The organism is Actinomadura sp. 3N407 (assembly GCF_052245875.1).
Lineage (GTDB): Bacteria > Actinomycetota > Actinomycetes > Streptosporangiales > Streptosporangiaceae > Spirillospora.
The window spans coordinates 231,237-246,632 of the sequence record NZ_JBQQBP010000009.1 but is presented as its reverse complement, the minus strand read 5'-3'; the positions used below and the strand labels follow the sequence as shown (position 1 = coordinate 246,632).

At 72.2% G+C, this 15,396-nt stretch carries 12 protein-coding genes and 1 riboswitch; of the genes, 8 read left to right on the top strand and 4 right to left on the bottom strand.

Annotation, left to right across the window (positions count from 1 at the left end; all coding sequences use genetic code 11):
• Positions 1 to 21: 21 nt before the first annotated feature.
• The 3 genes from ACTWPP_RS23925 to ACTWPP_RS23915 are packed head-to-tail and all read left to right on the top strand — an operon-like array spanning position 22 to position 2,405.
• Complete coding sequence (locus tag ACTWPP_RS23925) at positions 22 to 648, top strand: TetR/AcrR family transcriptional regulator (protein WP_443106566.1); 627 nt, start codon at positions 22 to 24, stop codon at positions 646 to 648.
• 33 nt (positions 649 to 681) lie between these two features.
• Positions 682 to 1,083, top strand: a complete 402-nt coding sequence (locus tag ACTWPP_RS23920; RefSeq protein WP_443106565.1) for a nuclear transport factor 2 family protein — start codon at positions 682 to 684, stop codon at positions 1,081 to 1,083.
• Complete coding sequence (locus ACTWPP_RS23915) at positions 1,080 to 2,405, top strand: phosphotransferase family protein (RefSeq protein ID WP_443106564.1); 1,326 nt, start codon at positions 1,080 to 1,082, stop codon at positions 2,403 to 2,405. Before ACTWPP_RS23920 ends, ACTWPP_RS23915 begins: the two co-directional genes overlap by 4 nt.
• Before the next feature lie 67 nt (positions 2,406 to 2,472).
• Here the strand turns inward: ACTWPP_RS23915 and ACTWPP_RS23910 are convergent, their stop codons facing one another.
• Complete coding sequence (locus tag ACTWPP_RS23910) at positions 2,473 to 4,119, bottom strand: serine/threonine-protein kinase (RefSeq protein WP_443106563.1); 1,647 nt, start codon at positions 4,117 to 4,119, stop codon at positions 2,473 to 2,475.
• Positions 4,120 to 4,468: 349 nt separating this feature from the next.
• Here ACTWPP_RS23910 and ACTWPP_RS23905 point away from each other — a divergent pair, with 349 nt between their 5' ends.
• The 3 genes from ACTWPP_RS23905 to ACTWPP_RS23895 all read left to right on the top strand — a co-directional run bounded on the left by ACTWPP_RS23905 (position 4,469) and on the right by ACTWPP_RS23895 (position 6,631).
• Positions 4,469 to 4,672, top strand: coding sequence for a hypothetical protein (locus ACTWPP_RS23905; protein WP_443106562.1), 204 nt, complete (start codon positions 4,469 to 4,471; stop codon positions 4,670 to 4,672).
• Between the two features lie 181 nt (positions 4,673 to 4,853).
• Complete coding sequence (locus ACTWPP_RS23900; protein ID WP_443106561.1) at positions 4,854 to 5,813, top strand: ATP-binding cassette domain-containing protein; 960 nt, start codon at positions 4,854 to 4,856, stop codon at positions 5,811 to 5,813.
• Entirely contained in the window at positions 5,810 to 6,631 is an 822-nt protein-coding gene (locus ACTWPP_RS23895; RefSeq protein WP_443106560.1) for an ABC transporter permease, read from the top strand. The genes ACTWPP_RS23900 and ACTWPP_RS23895 overlap by 4 nt, the downstream gene beginning before the upstream one ends.
• On the opposite strand, the gene ACTWPP_RS23890 is transcribed toward ACTWPP_RS23895, so the two are convergent.
• The 3 genes from ACTWPP_RS23890 to ACTWPP_RS23880 form a co-directional block, all read right to left on the bottom strand.
• Entirely contained in the window at positions 6,613 to 9,687 is a 3,075-nt protein-coding gene (locus ACTWPP_RS23890) for a BTAD domain-containing putative transcriptional regulator (RefSeq protein ID WP_443106559.1), read from the bottom strand. The genes ACTWPP_RS23895 and ACTWPP_RS23890 overlap by 19 nt on opposite strands.
• Positions 9,688 to 9,854: 167 nt before the next feature.
• The gene (locus ACTWPP_RS23885; protein ID WP_443106558.1) at positions 9,855 to 10,778 is read right to left on the bottom strand and encodes a hypothetical protein; all 924 of its coding nucleotides are present in this window, start codon (positions 10,776 to 10,778) and stop codon (positions 9,855 to 9,857) included.
• 492 nt (positions 10,779 to 11,270) lie between these two features.
• Positions 11,271 to 12,029, bottom strand: coding sequence for an SDR family NAD(P)-dependent oxidoreductase (locus tag ACTWPP_RS23880; RefSeq protein ID WP_443106557.1), 759 nt, complete (start codon positions 12,027 to 12,029; stop codon positions 11,271 to 11,273).
• Positions 12,030 to 12,104: 75 nt separating this feature from the next.
• Here ACTWPP_RS23880 and ACTWPP_RS23875 point away from each other — a divergent pair, with 75 nt between their 5' ends.
• Positions 12,105 to 12,791, top strand: a complete 687-nt coding sequence (locus tag ACTWPP_RS23875) for a histidine phosphatase family protein (RefSeq protein WP_443106699.1) — start codon at positions 12,105 to 12,107, stop codon at positions 12,789 to 12,791.
• 40 nt (positions 12,792 to 12,831) lie between these two features.
• Positions 12,832 to 13,029: riboswitch (cobalamin riboswitch) on the top strand.
• A gap of 107 nt (positions 13,030 to 13,136) precedes the next feature.
• The gene (gene metE, locus ACTWPP_RS23870) at positions 13,137 to 15,383 is read left to right on the top strand and encodes a 5-methyltetrahydropteroyltriglutamate--homocysteine S-methyltransferase (protein WP_443106556.1); all 2,247 of its coding nucleotides are present in this window, start codon (positions 13,137 to 13,139) and stop codon (positions 15,381 to 15,383) included.
• The last annotated feature ends 13 nt before the right edge of the window (positions 15,384 to 15,396 follow it).

Below are 15,396 nucleotides of genomic sequence, written 5' to 3'. Positions count from 1 at the left end.
CCGGAGAAAGGATCGACGGCCATGCGGAGCGGGGACGATCCAGGAGGTCAGCAGGCGCCGCTCACCGAACGCGGCGCCCGGACCCGGGAACGCGTCATCGCCGCCGCGCGCGAAGTGTTCGAGGAACGCGGCTTCCTGGAAACCCGCGTCGCGCACATCACCCGGCACGCCAAGGTGGCCTACGGCTCCTTCTACACCTACTTCCCGTCCAAGGAGGCGGTGTTCCTGGAGGTCGCCGACCGGCTCTTCGAGGACATGACCGACCACGACCTCGTCCCCGCCACCGGCCCGTCCCCCGCCGCGCGCGTCCGCCGCACCAACCGCGCCTACTACGAGGCGTACCGGCGCAACGCGAAGATGATGGCGATCATCGAGCAGGTCGCCACGTTCAACGAGGAGTTCCAGGAGATGCGCCGCAAGCACCGCGCCGTGTCCTGGGGCCGCTCCGCCAAGGCCATCGCACGCTGGCAGAAGGCCGGGATCGTCCCGTCCGACATCGACCCGGAGATGGCCGCCCGCGCGCTCACCGCGATGGTCGACCACTCGCTGTACCTGTGGCTCGTCCAGGGCGACGACGACTCCCACACCGAACGGCTCCTGGACACCCTCGACGCCCTCAGCGTCCGTGCCCTCGGCCTGCCGACCTGACCCTGCCGACTCTGCCGACCTAAAGGGAGACCCGTGGAACTCGCCGACCGTTTCATGGCCGCCATCACCTCCGGTGATGTCGACACGCTGCGTTCCCTCTACGCGCCGGGCGCGCTGATCTGGCGCAACGGGCCGGGCGAGGGCGGCGGCTCCGAGCAGAGCGTGGACGACAACCTGCGGACACTGCGCTGGCTTTCGCGCAACCTCGACGGGTTCCGCTACGAGGAGATCCGCCGCGACCCGCTGCCGGACGGCTACGTCCAGCGGCACGTCCTGCGCGGCACCCTCCCCGACCGGACGCCGGTCGAGATGGCCGCGTGCCTGTTCGTCACCGTCGCCGGCGGCCGCATCACGCGCGTCGAGGAGTACGCCGACACCCGGGCCGGCGACCCGCTCCGCGACCTCGCCGCCGCCCAGCGCGCGGCCCGCGCGTGAGCACCTCCGAGGCGGCGCTCACCGCCGCGCTCGCCGCCCGCCTCGGCGCGCCGGTGTCGGGCCTGCGCCGCCTGTCGGGCGGAGCCAGCCGCGAGACCTGGTCGTTCGACGCGGACGGCCGCCCGCTGATCCTGCGCCGCGACCCGCCCGCGTCCGCCGACCCCGACGCGATGGCCCGCGAGGCCGCCCTGCTGGCCTCCGCCGCGGACGCCGGCGTGCCCGTCCCCCGCCTGGTCGGCCACGGTCCCGACCTGCACGGCTCGCCCTACATGATCATGGAGCGGCTGTCCGGCGAGACGATCCCCCGCCGGCTGCTGCGGGACGAGCGCCTCGCGCCCGCCCGGGCTCGCCTCGCCCGCGACCTGGGCGGCATCCTGGCCCGCCTGCACACGATGTCCCCCGTTCCGGGCCTGCCCGGCGACGACCCGCTCATCGCCATCACCGCCTACTACGAGGAGTTCGACGAACCGCGCCCCGCCGTCGAACTCGCCCTGCGCTGGCTGCACGAGCACCGCCCGCCCGCGTCCGGTCGGCACACGGTCGTCCACGGCGACTTCCGCAACGGCAACCTGATGATCGGCCCGTCCGGCGTGACCGGCGTCCTCGACTGGGAACTCACCCACACCGGCGACCCGGCCGAGGACCTCGGCTGGCTGTGCGTGAAAGCGTGGCGCTTCGGCTCCCCCCACCCCGTCGGCGGTTTCGGCTCACGCGAAGACCTCCTGGACGGCTACGCCACCGCCGGCGGCACCCCGCCGACCCCCGAAGAACTCCACTGGTGGGAGGTCTACGGCACCCTCCGCTGGACGATCCTGTGCCGCCACCAGGCCGAGCGCTACCTCAGCGGCTCCGACCTCTCCATCGAGTACGCCGTCCTGGGCCGGAAGGTCTGCGAACAAGAACACGACCTCCTCCTGGCCTTGGGCCTGACCGAACCGACGTCCGTCCAAGACCCGCTGAAAACCGCACCCGCCCCGGACAACTCGCCCCATGACCGCCCTGACGCGTCCATCCTCATAGACGCCGTAGGCGCCTTCCTCATCGAGGCCGAGCAGCCCGACGACCGCCTTCGCTTCCACGCCCGCGTGGCCGCGTCCGCGCTCCGCATCGCCCGCCGTGAACTCCTCCTGGGCGAGAGCCACAAGGCCACCCACGACGACCGCCTCCGAAGGCTGGGCTGCCAAACCGACGCCGACCTGGCCACGGCCATCCGCGAAGCCACCCTGGAGGATCGAAGAGACGAGGTAGTGGCCGCAGTACGCGCCTCGATCATCGACAAGCTCACCGTGGCCAACCCCAGCCACCTCTCCCTACCCGGCTGACGAACCGCGGAAGGGTCACGCCGGTCTATGACTAGAAGGTCGAGTTCGGCCTACAGCGACGATCCCATCACTGGCGATAAAGGGTGCCTTTACTGAAAAAGCCGCCGTCCCAGGCGACGGCGTCGTCGCTCTTGAGCGTCAGGGTCTGTTTGCCGACGCCCTTGCACAGATCGGACGGGACGCTCTTGGTCATGCGCGTGGACACTTCGAGGACATTCGGACCCGCCGAGATCATCTTGCCCTTGCCCTCGCAATAGCCCTTGGGGCTGGTGGTCTTGGTGGTGACGATGTCCGTCCCCTTCGGGCCTTGCTTTATGACCATCCGCCGGGTCTGCTCGCCGCTGACCTCCCCCTCCCACGTTCCGATGAAGACCGCCGGCACCGGACCCGCCTCCGCCGATGCCGTCGCCGACTCCGCCGACTCCGCACCGGAACCGGCCGACGGACGCGGGGTCGAATCCGGCGTCTCCGTCGGCGCGGGAGCGGATGTCCGCGAGTTCTGGCCGGCCGCCCTGGCGCCCGCACCGTCGCCGCCGTCCGGCAGGAGCACCACGACCATCACCGCGAGCAGGACGGCACTGAGCGCGGCGACGGCGACGGCGAGCGGGACCGTGGCCGGGCGGCGGCCGGGCGCGCCCCCGCCGGCCGGCGGCCAGGTGGTGCCGGGGTGCGGCCGCCCGGGGACGCCGGGGCCGTACCCGGGCGGCATCGGGCGGAGTGGCGGCGGGGGCGAGGGCCGGGCCGGAGGCGGCGGGGCCGCGGGCGGCCGATCCGCGGGGGCGGCGAACCGCCTGGTCGGGGCGTCCCGCCGGGAATCGTCCTCGGGACGTTCGAGGTCGAGCAGTTCGACGGCACGCCGACCCACATGCTCGACGAGCTCGCCGGGCAGCCACGTCCCGGCCGCCTCTTCCGTCTCCGCGGCGGCGAGAATCTCCACCGGCGACGGACGTTCCCCAGGGTCTTTGGCCAGGCAGCGTTCGGCCAGCTCACGTAGCCGCCCGGTCATGCCGTCCAGCTCGGGCGGCTCATTGACCACCCGGAACAGCAGGGCCGGCACGCTTTCCTCGCCGGTCGCGAAGGGCTGTCGGCCGGTCGCCGCGTACACGAGCACGGCCCCGAGCGAGAAGACGTCGCCGGCCGGGGTCACGAGTTCGCCGCGTGCCTGCTCGGGCGATACGAACCCGGGCGTTCCGATGAACATCCCGGTGGCGGTCACCACGGTGCCGTCCGTGGCCCGGGCTATCCCGAAGTCGATGACGCGCGGGCCGTCCAGGGTCAGCAGGACGTTGGACGGCTTCAGGTCACGGTGGATCAGATCGGCGTCGTGCACCGCGCGCAGGGCCTGCGCCAGCCCGGCGGCCAGGGTCAGCACCGACCGCTCCGGAAGCGGGCCGTGCAACTCGCCGACGGCCTCCTGGAGAGTCGGGCCGGCCACGTAGCCGGTCGCCACCCATGGCGTGACCGACTCGGTGTCGGCGTCGAGCACCGGCGCCGTCCACCGGCCGCTGACCCGGCGGGCCGCCTCCACCTCCCGCTGGAAGCGGCGGCGGAAGTCCGGGTCACGGGCCAGCTCGGCGTGGACGAACTTCACCGCGACCATCCGGCCCGAGGCCGAGCGCCCCAGGAAGACGCTGCCCATGCCGCCGGCTCCGAGCCGGGCCAGAAGGTGGTAGTCACCGATCCGGCGCGGATCCTCGGGCTGCAGGGTCTCCATGTCCGGGCTCCCAGCGCACGACGAAAGGGGGGCAGCGCAACAGCGTACTAATCACCGCCGCGGTTCCCGGCGACCGCCGTCCTGGCGGCCGAATGCCGTGGGGGGACACGACGGCGGTCACCGGGCGGCGGGAACGGTGCCCTCCGGCCCGGCTTGACGGTGTTCGCATTGTTCGGACGGCGAACCAGAAGGCGGTTTGGTGCATCTATTCCTTTGACATCGTGTTCAACAGGAGGAGGGCACTTTGCTCCGTTCCGTCCCGGCTCTGGCCGTTCTCGTGGTCGCGGGTGCGCTGGCGCTCAGCGGATGCCAGAGCAACTCGTACTCGTGCAGGAATGGCGAGTGCCACGTGACCGTGACCGGCCCCGGCCAGACCCTTGAAATCAACGACGTCGACGTGACGGTCTCCGAAATCACCGACCGGGGAATGACGGTGTCGGCGGGCGGTTCGGCGCCGACCGAGATCCCCGTGGGTCAGAGCGCGGAAATCGGGGGCGTCCAGATCAGCGTCACATCCGCGGACGGACAGAAGGTCAAGTTCGACATGAGGTGACGACCCGGCGTGCTTCGGCGGCGGCCAGGGGAGGGCCGCCGCCGGTCACGGCGGCGACCTTTGCCCTTCTTTTCCGCCCATGGGGCGTTCTACCGCGGGAACGATCATCCCGATCCTCCCCTGACCAGGCGATCTCTGGCGTGTGAGGGGTTTGTGAGCGGGGGGCGGCAGCCTCGGGGGCATGAGTTACGCGTTTCAGGCCGATGGCCTGGTCAAACGATTCGGGAAGACGACCGCGCTGGCCGGGGTGGAGCTGGCCGCGCGGCCGGGGACGGTCCTCGGCGTCCTCGGGCCCAATGGTGCCGGGAAGACGACCGCGGTCCGGGTGCTGGCGACGCTGCTGCGGCCCGATGCGGGAAGGGCCGAGGTGTGCGGGCTGGACGTGGTCCGGGACGCGGCCAAGGTGCGGGAGCTGATCGGGCTGACGGGGCAGTACGCGTCGGTGGACGAGGACCTCACCGCAATGGAGAACCTCGTCCTCATCGGGCGGCTGCTCGACATGCGCAAGGCGGAGGCGCAGGCCCGGGCGGCGGATCTGCTGGAGCGGTTCGAGCTGACCGGGGACGCCGGGCGCCGGGTCTCCACCTACTCCGGCGGGATGCGGCGCCGGCTCGACCTGGCCGCGAGCATGATCGGGCGGCCCGCCGTGATCTTCCTGGACGAGCCGACGACCGGCCTCGACCCGGGCAAGCGGGAGGAGGCGTGGCGGCTGATCCGGTCGATGACGGACGGCGGCGGAACCGTCCTGCTGACCACGCAGTACCTGGAGGAGGCGGACGCGCTCGCCGACGAGATCACCGTCATCGACCGGGGGACCGTCATCGCGGCCGGCACGCCCGCCGAGCTGAAGCGGATCGCCGGCAGCCAGACGATCACCGTGCGGCCGCGTGATCCGAAACGGCTCGTCGAGGTCGCCGCGATCCTGAACGCGGTGTCGGGGCGGGATGCCGAGGCACTGCGCCGGGACGTGATCAGCGTGCCGGTCAGCGGTGATGGGGAGCATGCGTTCGCCGAGGCCGTCCGGCGTCTGGACGCCGCGGGAATCGGCGTCACCGAGCTGTCGCTCCGGCTGCCCAGCCTGGACGAGGTGTTCTTCACCCTGACCGGCCACCACACCGAGGAAGAGGAGGCGGCGGCATGAGCGACATCGTTCTCGAATCCGGTTCGGCCGTGCGTGACGAGGCCCGTCCGAGGCGCCGTCATCGGCTGGTGCGGCACAGCTTGCTGCTCGCGGGACGCAGCCTCACCAAGACCAGGCGCAACCCGGGGCTGCTCCTCGACGCACTGTTCATGCCGATCATCTTCCTGCTGCTGTTCGTGTATCTGTTCGGCGGCGCGGTCTCCGGGTCCACACAGGAGTACCTGCGGTACATCTTCCCCGGCGTGCTGGTGATGACCTTGCTCCTGGTGGGGATGCTGTCCACCGGGCTCAGCATCAACACCGACGTCAAGAAGGGCGTGTTCGACCGGTTCCGCAGCCTGCCGATCGGACGTTCCGTGCCGCTCGTCGGCAACGTGCTGGGCGACCTGATCCGCTACGTCGTCGCGGCGGCGGTGCTGTTCGCCACGGGGTACCTGCTGGGTTTCCGGGTGGAGACCGATCCGCTGTCGGCGGTGGCGGCGGCCGCACTGGCGACGGCACTGGGCTTCTCGCTCGGCTGGATCAACGTCCTCATCGGGGTCCTGATCAAGGAGGAGGTCATCGTTCAGACGGTGGCGTTCCTCGGGATCTTCCCGCTGGCGTTCGGCACGAACATGGCCGTCCCGGCGGACACGATGCCGGGATGGCTGCAGGCGTGGGTGGACGTCAACCCGGTCAGCCACGCCGTGGACGCGTCGCGGGGACTGCTGACCGGCGGCCCGGTCGCCGATCCGGCGACGATGACGCTGCTGTGGTCGGCGGGGTTCCTCGTCGTGTTCTGCCCCCTGGCCGTGTACGCCTACCGGCGCCGGAGCTGATCGTCCAGCAGGGCGAGCGCGCCGGTGATGCCCAGCCGTCCGCCACGGGCATGGGCGGCCAGGTAGGCGTGCTCGCCCAGCGCCCGGCGCAGAAGCCGGGTGACGAGTATGACGTCGGGGTTGTGCGCGTCGGTTGCGCCGCGCAGGGCGGACGCGGCACCGAGGATCTCCGCCGCGGTGTCCGGGTCGCCGGCGGCCCGCAGCCGCGCGACGGCGTAGCCGGTGACGGCGGCGATCGGCATGTCCGGGCCGTCCGTGGCGAGGGTGAGCGCCCTGCGCAAGTGCCGCCGCGCCGCGTCCGGGTCGTCGCGGTCGATCGCCATCTGGCCGCGCGCCGCCTCAAGCAGCGAACGGTACTGCGAGTAGGACGGGACGCGGTCCAGTTCCTGTTCGGCGGCCGCGTAGTGCTCAAGCGCCTCGTTCACGGAACCGGTGTGGCGGGCGAGGTCGCCCAGGGCGAGCCGCACCGACACCAGGTGGCGGGACGGGGTACCGGCCCCCGGGGCGATCATCGCGGCGAGTTCGTCCCGCGCCCGCTGCACATCGCCCGAGCGGGCGCGGGCCACCGCGAGCATGACGCGCTGCATGACGGCGCCATCGTCCTGGCCCAATTCGCGCAGCAGCCCGATCGACTCCTCCAGCCCGGCGACGGCGTCGGCGAACTCCCCTTGGACGGTCTGCCCATCGGCCATGAAGACGAGCGCGAGCGACAGGCCGGCCCGGTCCCCGGCTTCGCGGAATCCGGACTGGGCGACGGCGATGTCCGCGTAGGCGGCGTCCATCTCGCCCCCGTTGCCGTTGAGCATCGCCCGCATCAGATGCAGCGTCGCCCTCGTCCACGGGTCACGCTCGGGCAGCCGGCGATCGATCGCCGCCACCCCGCGCGCCGTGTCGTCGGTGAGCAGCGCGATGGACGGCTCGATCAACGCGGCGAGGGGATGCGCCGAGTCCCGGGCCTTCTCGCCGATGAACGGGTCGTCCCGCGCGTCGCCGCCGGACATGACGGTGTTGAACAGGTAACCGCCCAGCGCGATCGCCTCGGCGTCGTCCGGGACGGGTTCGCGGCGCGGCACCTCCAGCGCGAGCCGCAGCCTGCGGGCCGCCTCGGCGTGATCGCCCAGGATCATCCAGAACGTGGCCAGCGCCGCCCCGAGCCGGACGGCCGAGCCGCCATCGCCCGTCTCCGCGGCGTGGTGCAGCGAGGCGAGGAGGTTGTCGCGCTCCGCCGTGAGGCGGAAGAACCACTCCGCCTGCTCGGGGCGTCGCAGATGCGGCTCGGCCCGTTCGGCGAGTTCCAGGAAGCACGCGAGGTGCGCGGCGCGGACCTCGTCGGTCTCCCCGGCCTCGGCCAGGCGTTCCCGCCCGTACTCGCGGATGGTCTCCAGCATGCGGAACCGCGGCTCGGCGCCTTCGACGACCTGGAGCAGCGACCGGTCGACCAGGGAGTCCAGGACGTCGAGGGCGTCGGGATGGCCGGTCACCCGCGCGGCGCTCTCCGGGGTGATCGTGCCGGGGAACACCGACAGCCGGTCGGCGAACCGGCGCTCCTCGTCGTCCAGCAGGTTCCAGCTCCACGCGACGACGGCGCGCAGCGTCCGGTGCCGGGACAGCGCGACGCGGTTTCCGCCGGTCAGCAGGCGGAACCGGTCGTCGATGCGGGCGGCCAGCTGGGCCGGCGACATCGAGCGGATCCGCGCCGCCGCCAGTTCGATCGCCAGCGGCAGGCCGTCCAGGCGGCGGCAGATCTCACCGATCGTCCCGGCGTTGTCCCCGGTGACCGTGAACCCCGGCCGGACGGCCTCGGCGCGCTGGGCGAACAGCCTGACCGCCGAGGACGCCGTGCCGGGCTCGCCCTCTTCGGGCACGTCGAGCGGCGCCACCGGGCACAGCGCCTCACCGGCGACACCGAGGCGTTCCCGGCTCGTCGCGAGGACGCGCAGGCTGGGGCAGGTGCCGAGGAGGTCGTCCGTCAGCCGGGCCGCCGCCTCCACGACGTGCTCGCAGTTGTCCAGGACGATCAGCGTGTCGTCGGCCGACAGCGCCTCGACCAGTCTGGTCCCGTCCCGCAGCCCTAGCACGTCCGCGACCGCCCGGGGCACCTCGGCGGGGTCGGCGACCGGCGCCAGCTCCACCAGCCAGACCCCGCCCGGGAACCGCCCCGACAGCTCCGCCCCGACCGTGGTCGCCAGCCGCGTCTTGCCCGCGCCACCGGCCCCGACCAGGGTCACGAGCCGGCCCTCCCAGAGCCGCCGCGCGACCCATGCGCGTTCGTCCTCCCGACCGACGAAACTCGTCGGCGGCACCCGCAAGTTCCCGCGCACCCGCTCCCGGGGGACGGCCCGCAGGACGGCCAGGTAGGCGTCCTGCAGCTCGCGTCCCGGATCGGCGCCCAGCTCCTCGGCCAGGACACCCCTGAACTCCTCGAACACCGCGAGCGCCTCCGCGGACCGCCCGGCCCGGTTCAGCGCCTCGACCAGCAGGGCGCGCACCCGCTCACGCAACGGATGCCGCGCCGCCAGCTCCTCCAGCTCCGCCACCAGCGGCCCCGGGTCGGCGCCGACGGCAAGCTCGGCGGACATCCGGTCCTCCGTCGCCGACACCCGCAGCGCCTCCAGCCGGACGGCCGCCGCATCCGCGAACGGCATGCCCGCCGCATCCGCCAGGGCGTCCCCACGCCACAGCTCCAGTGCCTCCCGCAGCCACGAGGCCGCAAGCTTCGCGTCCCCGCCGCGAAGCGCTCTGCCACCGTCCTTGGCCAGCCGCTCGAACTCCAACGCATCGACGGCCTCGACGTCCAAGGCGTAACCGCCGGGCACCGACCGCAGCCGTCCCGCGGGCAGGCACCGCCGCAGCCGCGAAACGAGCGCCTGCAACGCATGCACCCGGTCCCCCGGCCCACCGTCCGGCCACAACGCCTCAACGAGCGCGTCGACGGTGACCGTCCGCCCGCCCTCCAGCGCCAGCCTGATCACCAGCACCCGCAGCCGGGCCCCGCCGACCGCGACGTCCTTCCCCCGGTCCGTCACCACCAACGGCCCAAGGACCTCAACCCGCATGGATACATACTGCACCGCGTCCCGCCCTCACCCGCGTCGGCCGCCCTCTCCGGCTCCCGCTCAAGGGGTTGTCCAGGTCCGGGCGACCCGCCGGCCGAGGCGGTAGGCTTGCCGAGACTCTGAAGGTGCTGTAGAGCAGTTCTCCCAAGCGCCGCGCGACCTGGACGTCAGATCGGATACTTACGCAAGATCCGGTCGATCTCACGGTCGTCGCCGAGGTCGAGGTAGGTGTTGAGCAGGGTGGTCACCGCGTTCCGGTAATCCTCCTGGTAGGCCGGGTTGACCTGAGCGGCGTCGCGGTAAAGCTGGATGGCGGCCTCGTAGTTGCCCAGGGCGCGCCTCTTCTTGCCGTCCCCCATCAGAATGGCCGCGATCGCCAGGGTGACGTTGGCCTGCTCAGCGATGAAGATCTCCGGCTCCCGCTTGGACAGGCGGCGGAACAGCCACGCGGCTTCCTCCAGCCGCTTGCGGGCGTCCTTGAGGCGGTTCACCTGCATCAGGCTCAATCCGAGGGTTCTGTAGTTCTCCGCGATGAGGACGCGCGCCTCCGGATCCCGCCGCTCCATCCGCTGCAGGCCGGTGCGCGCCTGCTCCGCCTGATCGATCGCTGCCCGGTGGTCGCCGAGCTTGTGCAGTGCCATCGCGTGCAGCCGGGACGCCTGGGCCTCGATGTCCTCGGCCGCGTCCGCGTCGTCCCGAGCCAGCCGTCGGCCCAGGTCGCGGATCTCCTCGATCGGCTCGAGCGCCTCCCGGGCGCCGTCGTCGCGCTTGAGCCGGTGCTCGGCCAGATCGATGAGCGAGACCGCGAAAGTGAACAGGGACTGCGGGTCGGTCCCGGTGACGAGCTCACGGAACAGGCGCACCGCCGTCGCGTACGCCTCCTCGGCTTCAGCCTGGTGCTCGGTCAGGCCAAGGTGGACGCCGCGGAGTTTCCAGGCGGTCGCGAGCTGGACCTGGTATCTCGCCGGCGCCTCAGCGGCCAGCGGCTCCAGCGCCTCCACCAGTTCCTTGGACGCCGCCAGCGCCTCGGATATCGAAGGCGGGTTCTCCGCACGCTCCTGCAGGGCCCTCAGGCGTTCCTCGTCCTGCACGGCACTCCCCTTGACGGAGTAATGAAGCCCATCCCGCCTTGCGATCGCGTCCCCTCTGGGGCCGAGCCGATCACATACTCGGGACGGATAAACCGATGTTATCCAGGCACGAAAACACGCATTGTCAACGCGGAGAAACCCTGGGTGCCATCCGACCGGTGCCACCTCCGATGACGTTGCGGCGGACGGCGGCCGCGGTCTGGCCGAACCCGGCCTTGAGTGCGCGACCGCGGTGCGAGATGACACGGCTTGACCTGGGGCCCATCGGCGTGACCCTGGATGTGCGCGAAGACGGCGGGCACCTCGACGACGCGGTCACGCTGGAGAAGCTCGGCTACTCGGCGATCTGGATCGCCGGCGGCCAGCTGGCGACTCTGGACCCGCTCAGGGACGTCGTCCGGGCGACCGAGACGATCCCGTCGGCAGCGCGATCATTCCCGCCTCGGGGCTACCCGCAGAACCTGCGCCGGATGGGCCCGTCCAGATGGACTGTCAGGCTTCCTCGGGGTCGCGGCCAACGGCGTGGCGGCCGCCGTCCACGGGGAGGACGGCGCCGTTGACGAAGCTCGCCTCGTCCGAGAGCAGGTAGGCGACGGCGGCGGCCACCTCGTCCGGGCGGCCTACTCTGCCGACCGGGTGGAGCAGGCGCATCTCGTTCTCGATGCGTGCGGCCTCGGCGGGGTCTTGGCGGCCGAGGAGGTTCTCGTAGCGTTCCGTCGTGATCGAGCCGAGCGCGACGGCGTTCGTCCGGATGCCGTGCGGGCCGTGGTCGACGGCCAGGGCGCGGGTGAGGGCCTCCGTCGCCGCCTTCGCCGTCGCGTACGGCAGGGAGCCGCGCACCGGGCGCTGCGCCTGGTGAGACGAGACGTTCACGATGGCGCCGCCCGTCCCCGCGTCCAGGAAGCGGCGGACGGCGGTCACGCAGCCGACCACGGCGGGGTTGAAGTTCAGCGCGATCAGGTTGAGAAGTTCGGTCGCGGACGGGTTCTCCACGTCGCGGAAGACGGCGGCGTTGTTGACCCAGCCCGTGAGCGTCCCCGCCTCTTGTGCCAGGTCGGCGGCCCGGTCCACAGTGCTCTGGTCGGCGGCGTTGCCCACGGCCGAAGTCACGTCCGGCCGGTCCTGCGTCCATTCGAGCGCCGCCGGGTCGAGTTCGATGACGACGACCTTGCCGCCGCCGGACAGCAGGCGTTCGACGATGGCGCGGCCGACGCCTCGCCCACCGCCTGTCACAACGTAGGACTTGTTCACGGCTCCCCTTCCCTCCGTGCGGCTCACCGATCCTTCCGTGTCGCCGCGCCTTTGTGTCAGTCTGTCAGCGTGATCATGGTGCGGCGGGTGTGGCTGATCCGGCACGGGCAGAGCGAGTCGAACGCCGGGTTGCCGACGAACGGGCCGGGGGCCTCCCCGCTGACCGCGTGTGGACGGGAGCAGGCGGCCAGTATGGCCGCGGCGTTCACCGAGCCGCCCGCCCTCATGGTCAGCTCGCCGTTCGTCCGTGCCCGTCAGACCGCTCAGCCGACCCGCGAGCGGTTCCCCGAGGTGCCGTACGAGGAGTGGCCCGTCCAGGAATTCACCTTTCTGGGCGAGTTGCATGCACTGCAGACCACGGGGATGCAGCGGCGGCCCTTCGCCGAGGATTACTGGGAACGCGTCGACCCCGATTACGTCAACGGTGGTGAAGGCGAGTCCTTCCGTGCGCTCATCACGCGGGCCCGCGCTTTCCTGGACCGCCTCGCCGACCGTCCCGAGGACGGCCTGATCGCGGTGTTCTCGCACGGCATCTTCATGAAGGCCGTGATGTGGTCGCTGCTCACCGGGGTCACCGATCCCGACGCGGCGGCGATGCGCGGCTTCCGCCGGTTCAGTGGCGCGTGCGACGTCCCCAACTGCACCGTCGTCGAGCTTTGGCGTCCGAGCGGGCAGCACGGGTTCCGCGTCGTCGGCGGCGGCACGACGCATCTCGCGAATGCGTCCACCGCCCAAGCCACTTCACCCGCGCACCTGGACTAGGTGTCCTGACCCGCGTGGGTAGACTCGGGTTCGCGGACGGTTCATCCGGGCCTGTGAGGGTTCGGGTGTCGTAAGAGGGAACCCGGTGCGAATCCGGGACTGCCCCGCAGCGGTGAGCGGGAACGACCGCCGTCATCACGCACTGGGTCACGCGGCCTGGGAAGCGACGGCCAGTAGGACGCCTCGGAAAGAGGCGGTGCCCGTGAGTCCGAAGACCTGCCTCCGCCCGCGCGCCGGCCGGCGCGCGGTGGTCTGCGGCCTCGCGGGAAGGTCTGCGGCGCGGTTCCGCGAGACCGTGCGCATGTCCTCCCCCGGGTCGCCCGTGGCACAGCGAGGGAAGCCGCCATGAACACGACGATCCTCGGATATCCCCGTATCGGGGCGCGCCGGGAGCTGAAGTTCGCCACCGAGGACTACTGGGCGGGACGCGCCGACGCCGACGCGCTCGCGAAGACCGGTGCCGAACTGCGCGCGACGGTCTGGAACGAGCTGCGCGACGCCGGCCTGGACGCCGTCCCGTCGAACACGTTCTCGTTCTACGACCAGGTCCTCGACACGAGTGTGCTGGTCGACGCCATCCCGGACCGGTACCGGCATCTGACCGGGTTCGACCGGTACTTCGCGATGGCGCGCGGCGTCCAGGACGTTCCGCCGCTTGAGATGACCAAGTGGTTCGACACGAACTACCACTACATCGTCCCGGAGCTGGGGCCCGACACCAGGTTCCGGCTGGCGGAGGGTGCCGGGGCCAAGCCGCTGGCCGAGTACCGGGAGGCCAAGGCGCTCGGCGTCGAGACGCGGCCGGTCCTCGTCGGGCCGCTCACCTACCTGCTGCTGGCCAAGCCCGCGGCGGGCGCGCCGGAGGGGTTCCGGCCGCTCGACCTGCTCGACGGGCTCGTCGACGTGTACGCCGAGGTGCTGGAGCGGCTGGCCGGGGCGGGGGCGGAGTGGGTGCAGCTGGACGAGCCCGCCCTGGTCGCGGACCGGAGCGAGGCGGAGATCGACGCGCTGGCGCGGGCGTACGCGCGGCTGGGGCGGCTGACCGGCAGGCCGCGCCTGATGGTCGCCACCTACTTCGGGACGATCGGGGCGGATGCGCTGCGCACCCTGGCCCGCAGCCGCGTCGAGGCGATCGGCCTGGACTTCGCCGCCGGGCCCGGGAACGTCGACGTCCTCGCCTCGGTCGGCGGGCTGCCGCGCAAGACGCTCGTGGCGGGCGTGGTGGACGGCCGCAACGTGTGGCGCGCCGACGAACGGCGGGCCAGGGCCACCTGCGCGTCGCTGCTCGGGCTCGTCGACCAGGTGGTGGTGGGCACGTCCTGCTCGCTGCTGCACGTCCCGATCGACCTGGACGCCGAGACGTCGCTGGACCCGGCCGTCCGGGGACGGCTCGCGTTCGCCCGGCAGAAGGTCGCCGAGGTCGTCGCGCTCGGCCGGGCTCTGCACGAGGACGTCCCGGCCCCGGCCGGCGCGGCGGCACCGGCCGCGGGAGTCGACCGGGCCGTCCGCGAACGGCTCGGGTCGATCGGCGACACGCGCCGCGGTGACCGCGCCGCCCGGTTCGCCGCCCAGCGGGACGCGCTGGGCCTGCCGGAACTGGCCACGACGACGATCGGCTCCTTCCCGCAGACCCCCGAGATCCGCCGGGCCCGCGCCGACCGCCGCGCCGGGCGCATCACCGGCGACGCCTACGAGCGGGCGATGAAGGACGAGATCGCCCGCGTCATCGCGCTCCAGGAGGACCTCGGGCTGGACGTCCTCGTGCACGGCGAACCCGAGCGCAACGACATGGTGCAGTACTTCGCCGAGCAGCTCGACGGGTACGCGGCGACCGAGCACGGGTGGGTGCAGTCGTACGGGTCCCGGTACGTCCGGCCGCCGATCCTGCACAGCGACGTCGCGCGTCCCCGGCCGATGACGGTGGAGTGGGCGACGTACGCGCAGTCGCTGACGAGCCGGCCGGTCAAGGGGATGCTGACCGGTCCGGTCACCATGCTCGCCTGGTCGTTCGTCCGGGACGACCAGCCGCTCGCCGACACCGCCCGGCAGGTCGCGCTCGCCCTCCGCGACGAGATCGCCGACCTGGAGGCGGCGGGCATCCGGATCATCCAGGTCGACGAGCCCGCGCTGCGTGAACTGCTGCCGCTGCGGGAGGCCGGCCGTCCCGCGTACCTGGACTGGGCCGTCGGCGCGTTCCGCCTCGCCACCTCGGGCGTCGCCGACACCACCCAGGTTCACACGCACATGTGCTACTCGGAGTTCGGCGAGATCATCGGGGCGATCGGGGCGCTGGACGCCGACGTCACCAGCGTCGAGGCGGCCCGCTCGCACATGGAGCTGGTCGGCGACCTGCGCGCCGCCGGGTACGAGAACGGCATCGGGCCCGGCGTGTGGGACATTCACTCACCGCGCGTCCCCGACGCCGCGGAGATGGAGGAGAACCTGCGGCGCGCGCTGCGGGCCGTCGAGCCGGGACGGCTGTGGGTGAACCCCGACTGCGGGCTGAAGACCCGCGGCTATCCGGAGACGGAGGCGTCCCTGCGGAATCTGGTCGCGGCGGCGCGGCGCGTCCGGGAGGACGTGACCGCCTGACACCGGGTCCCAC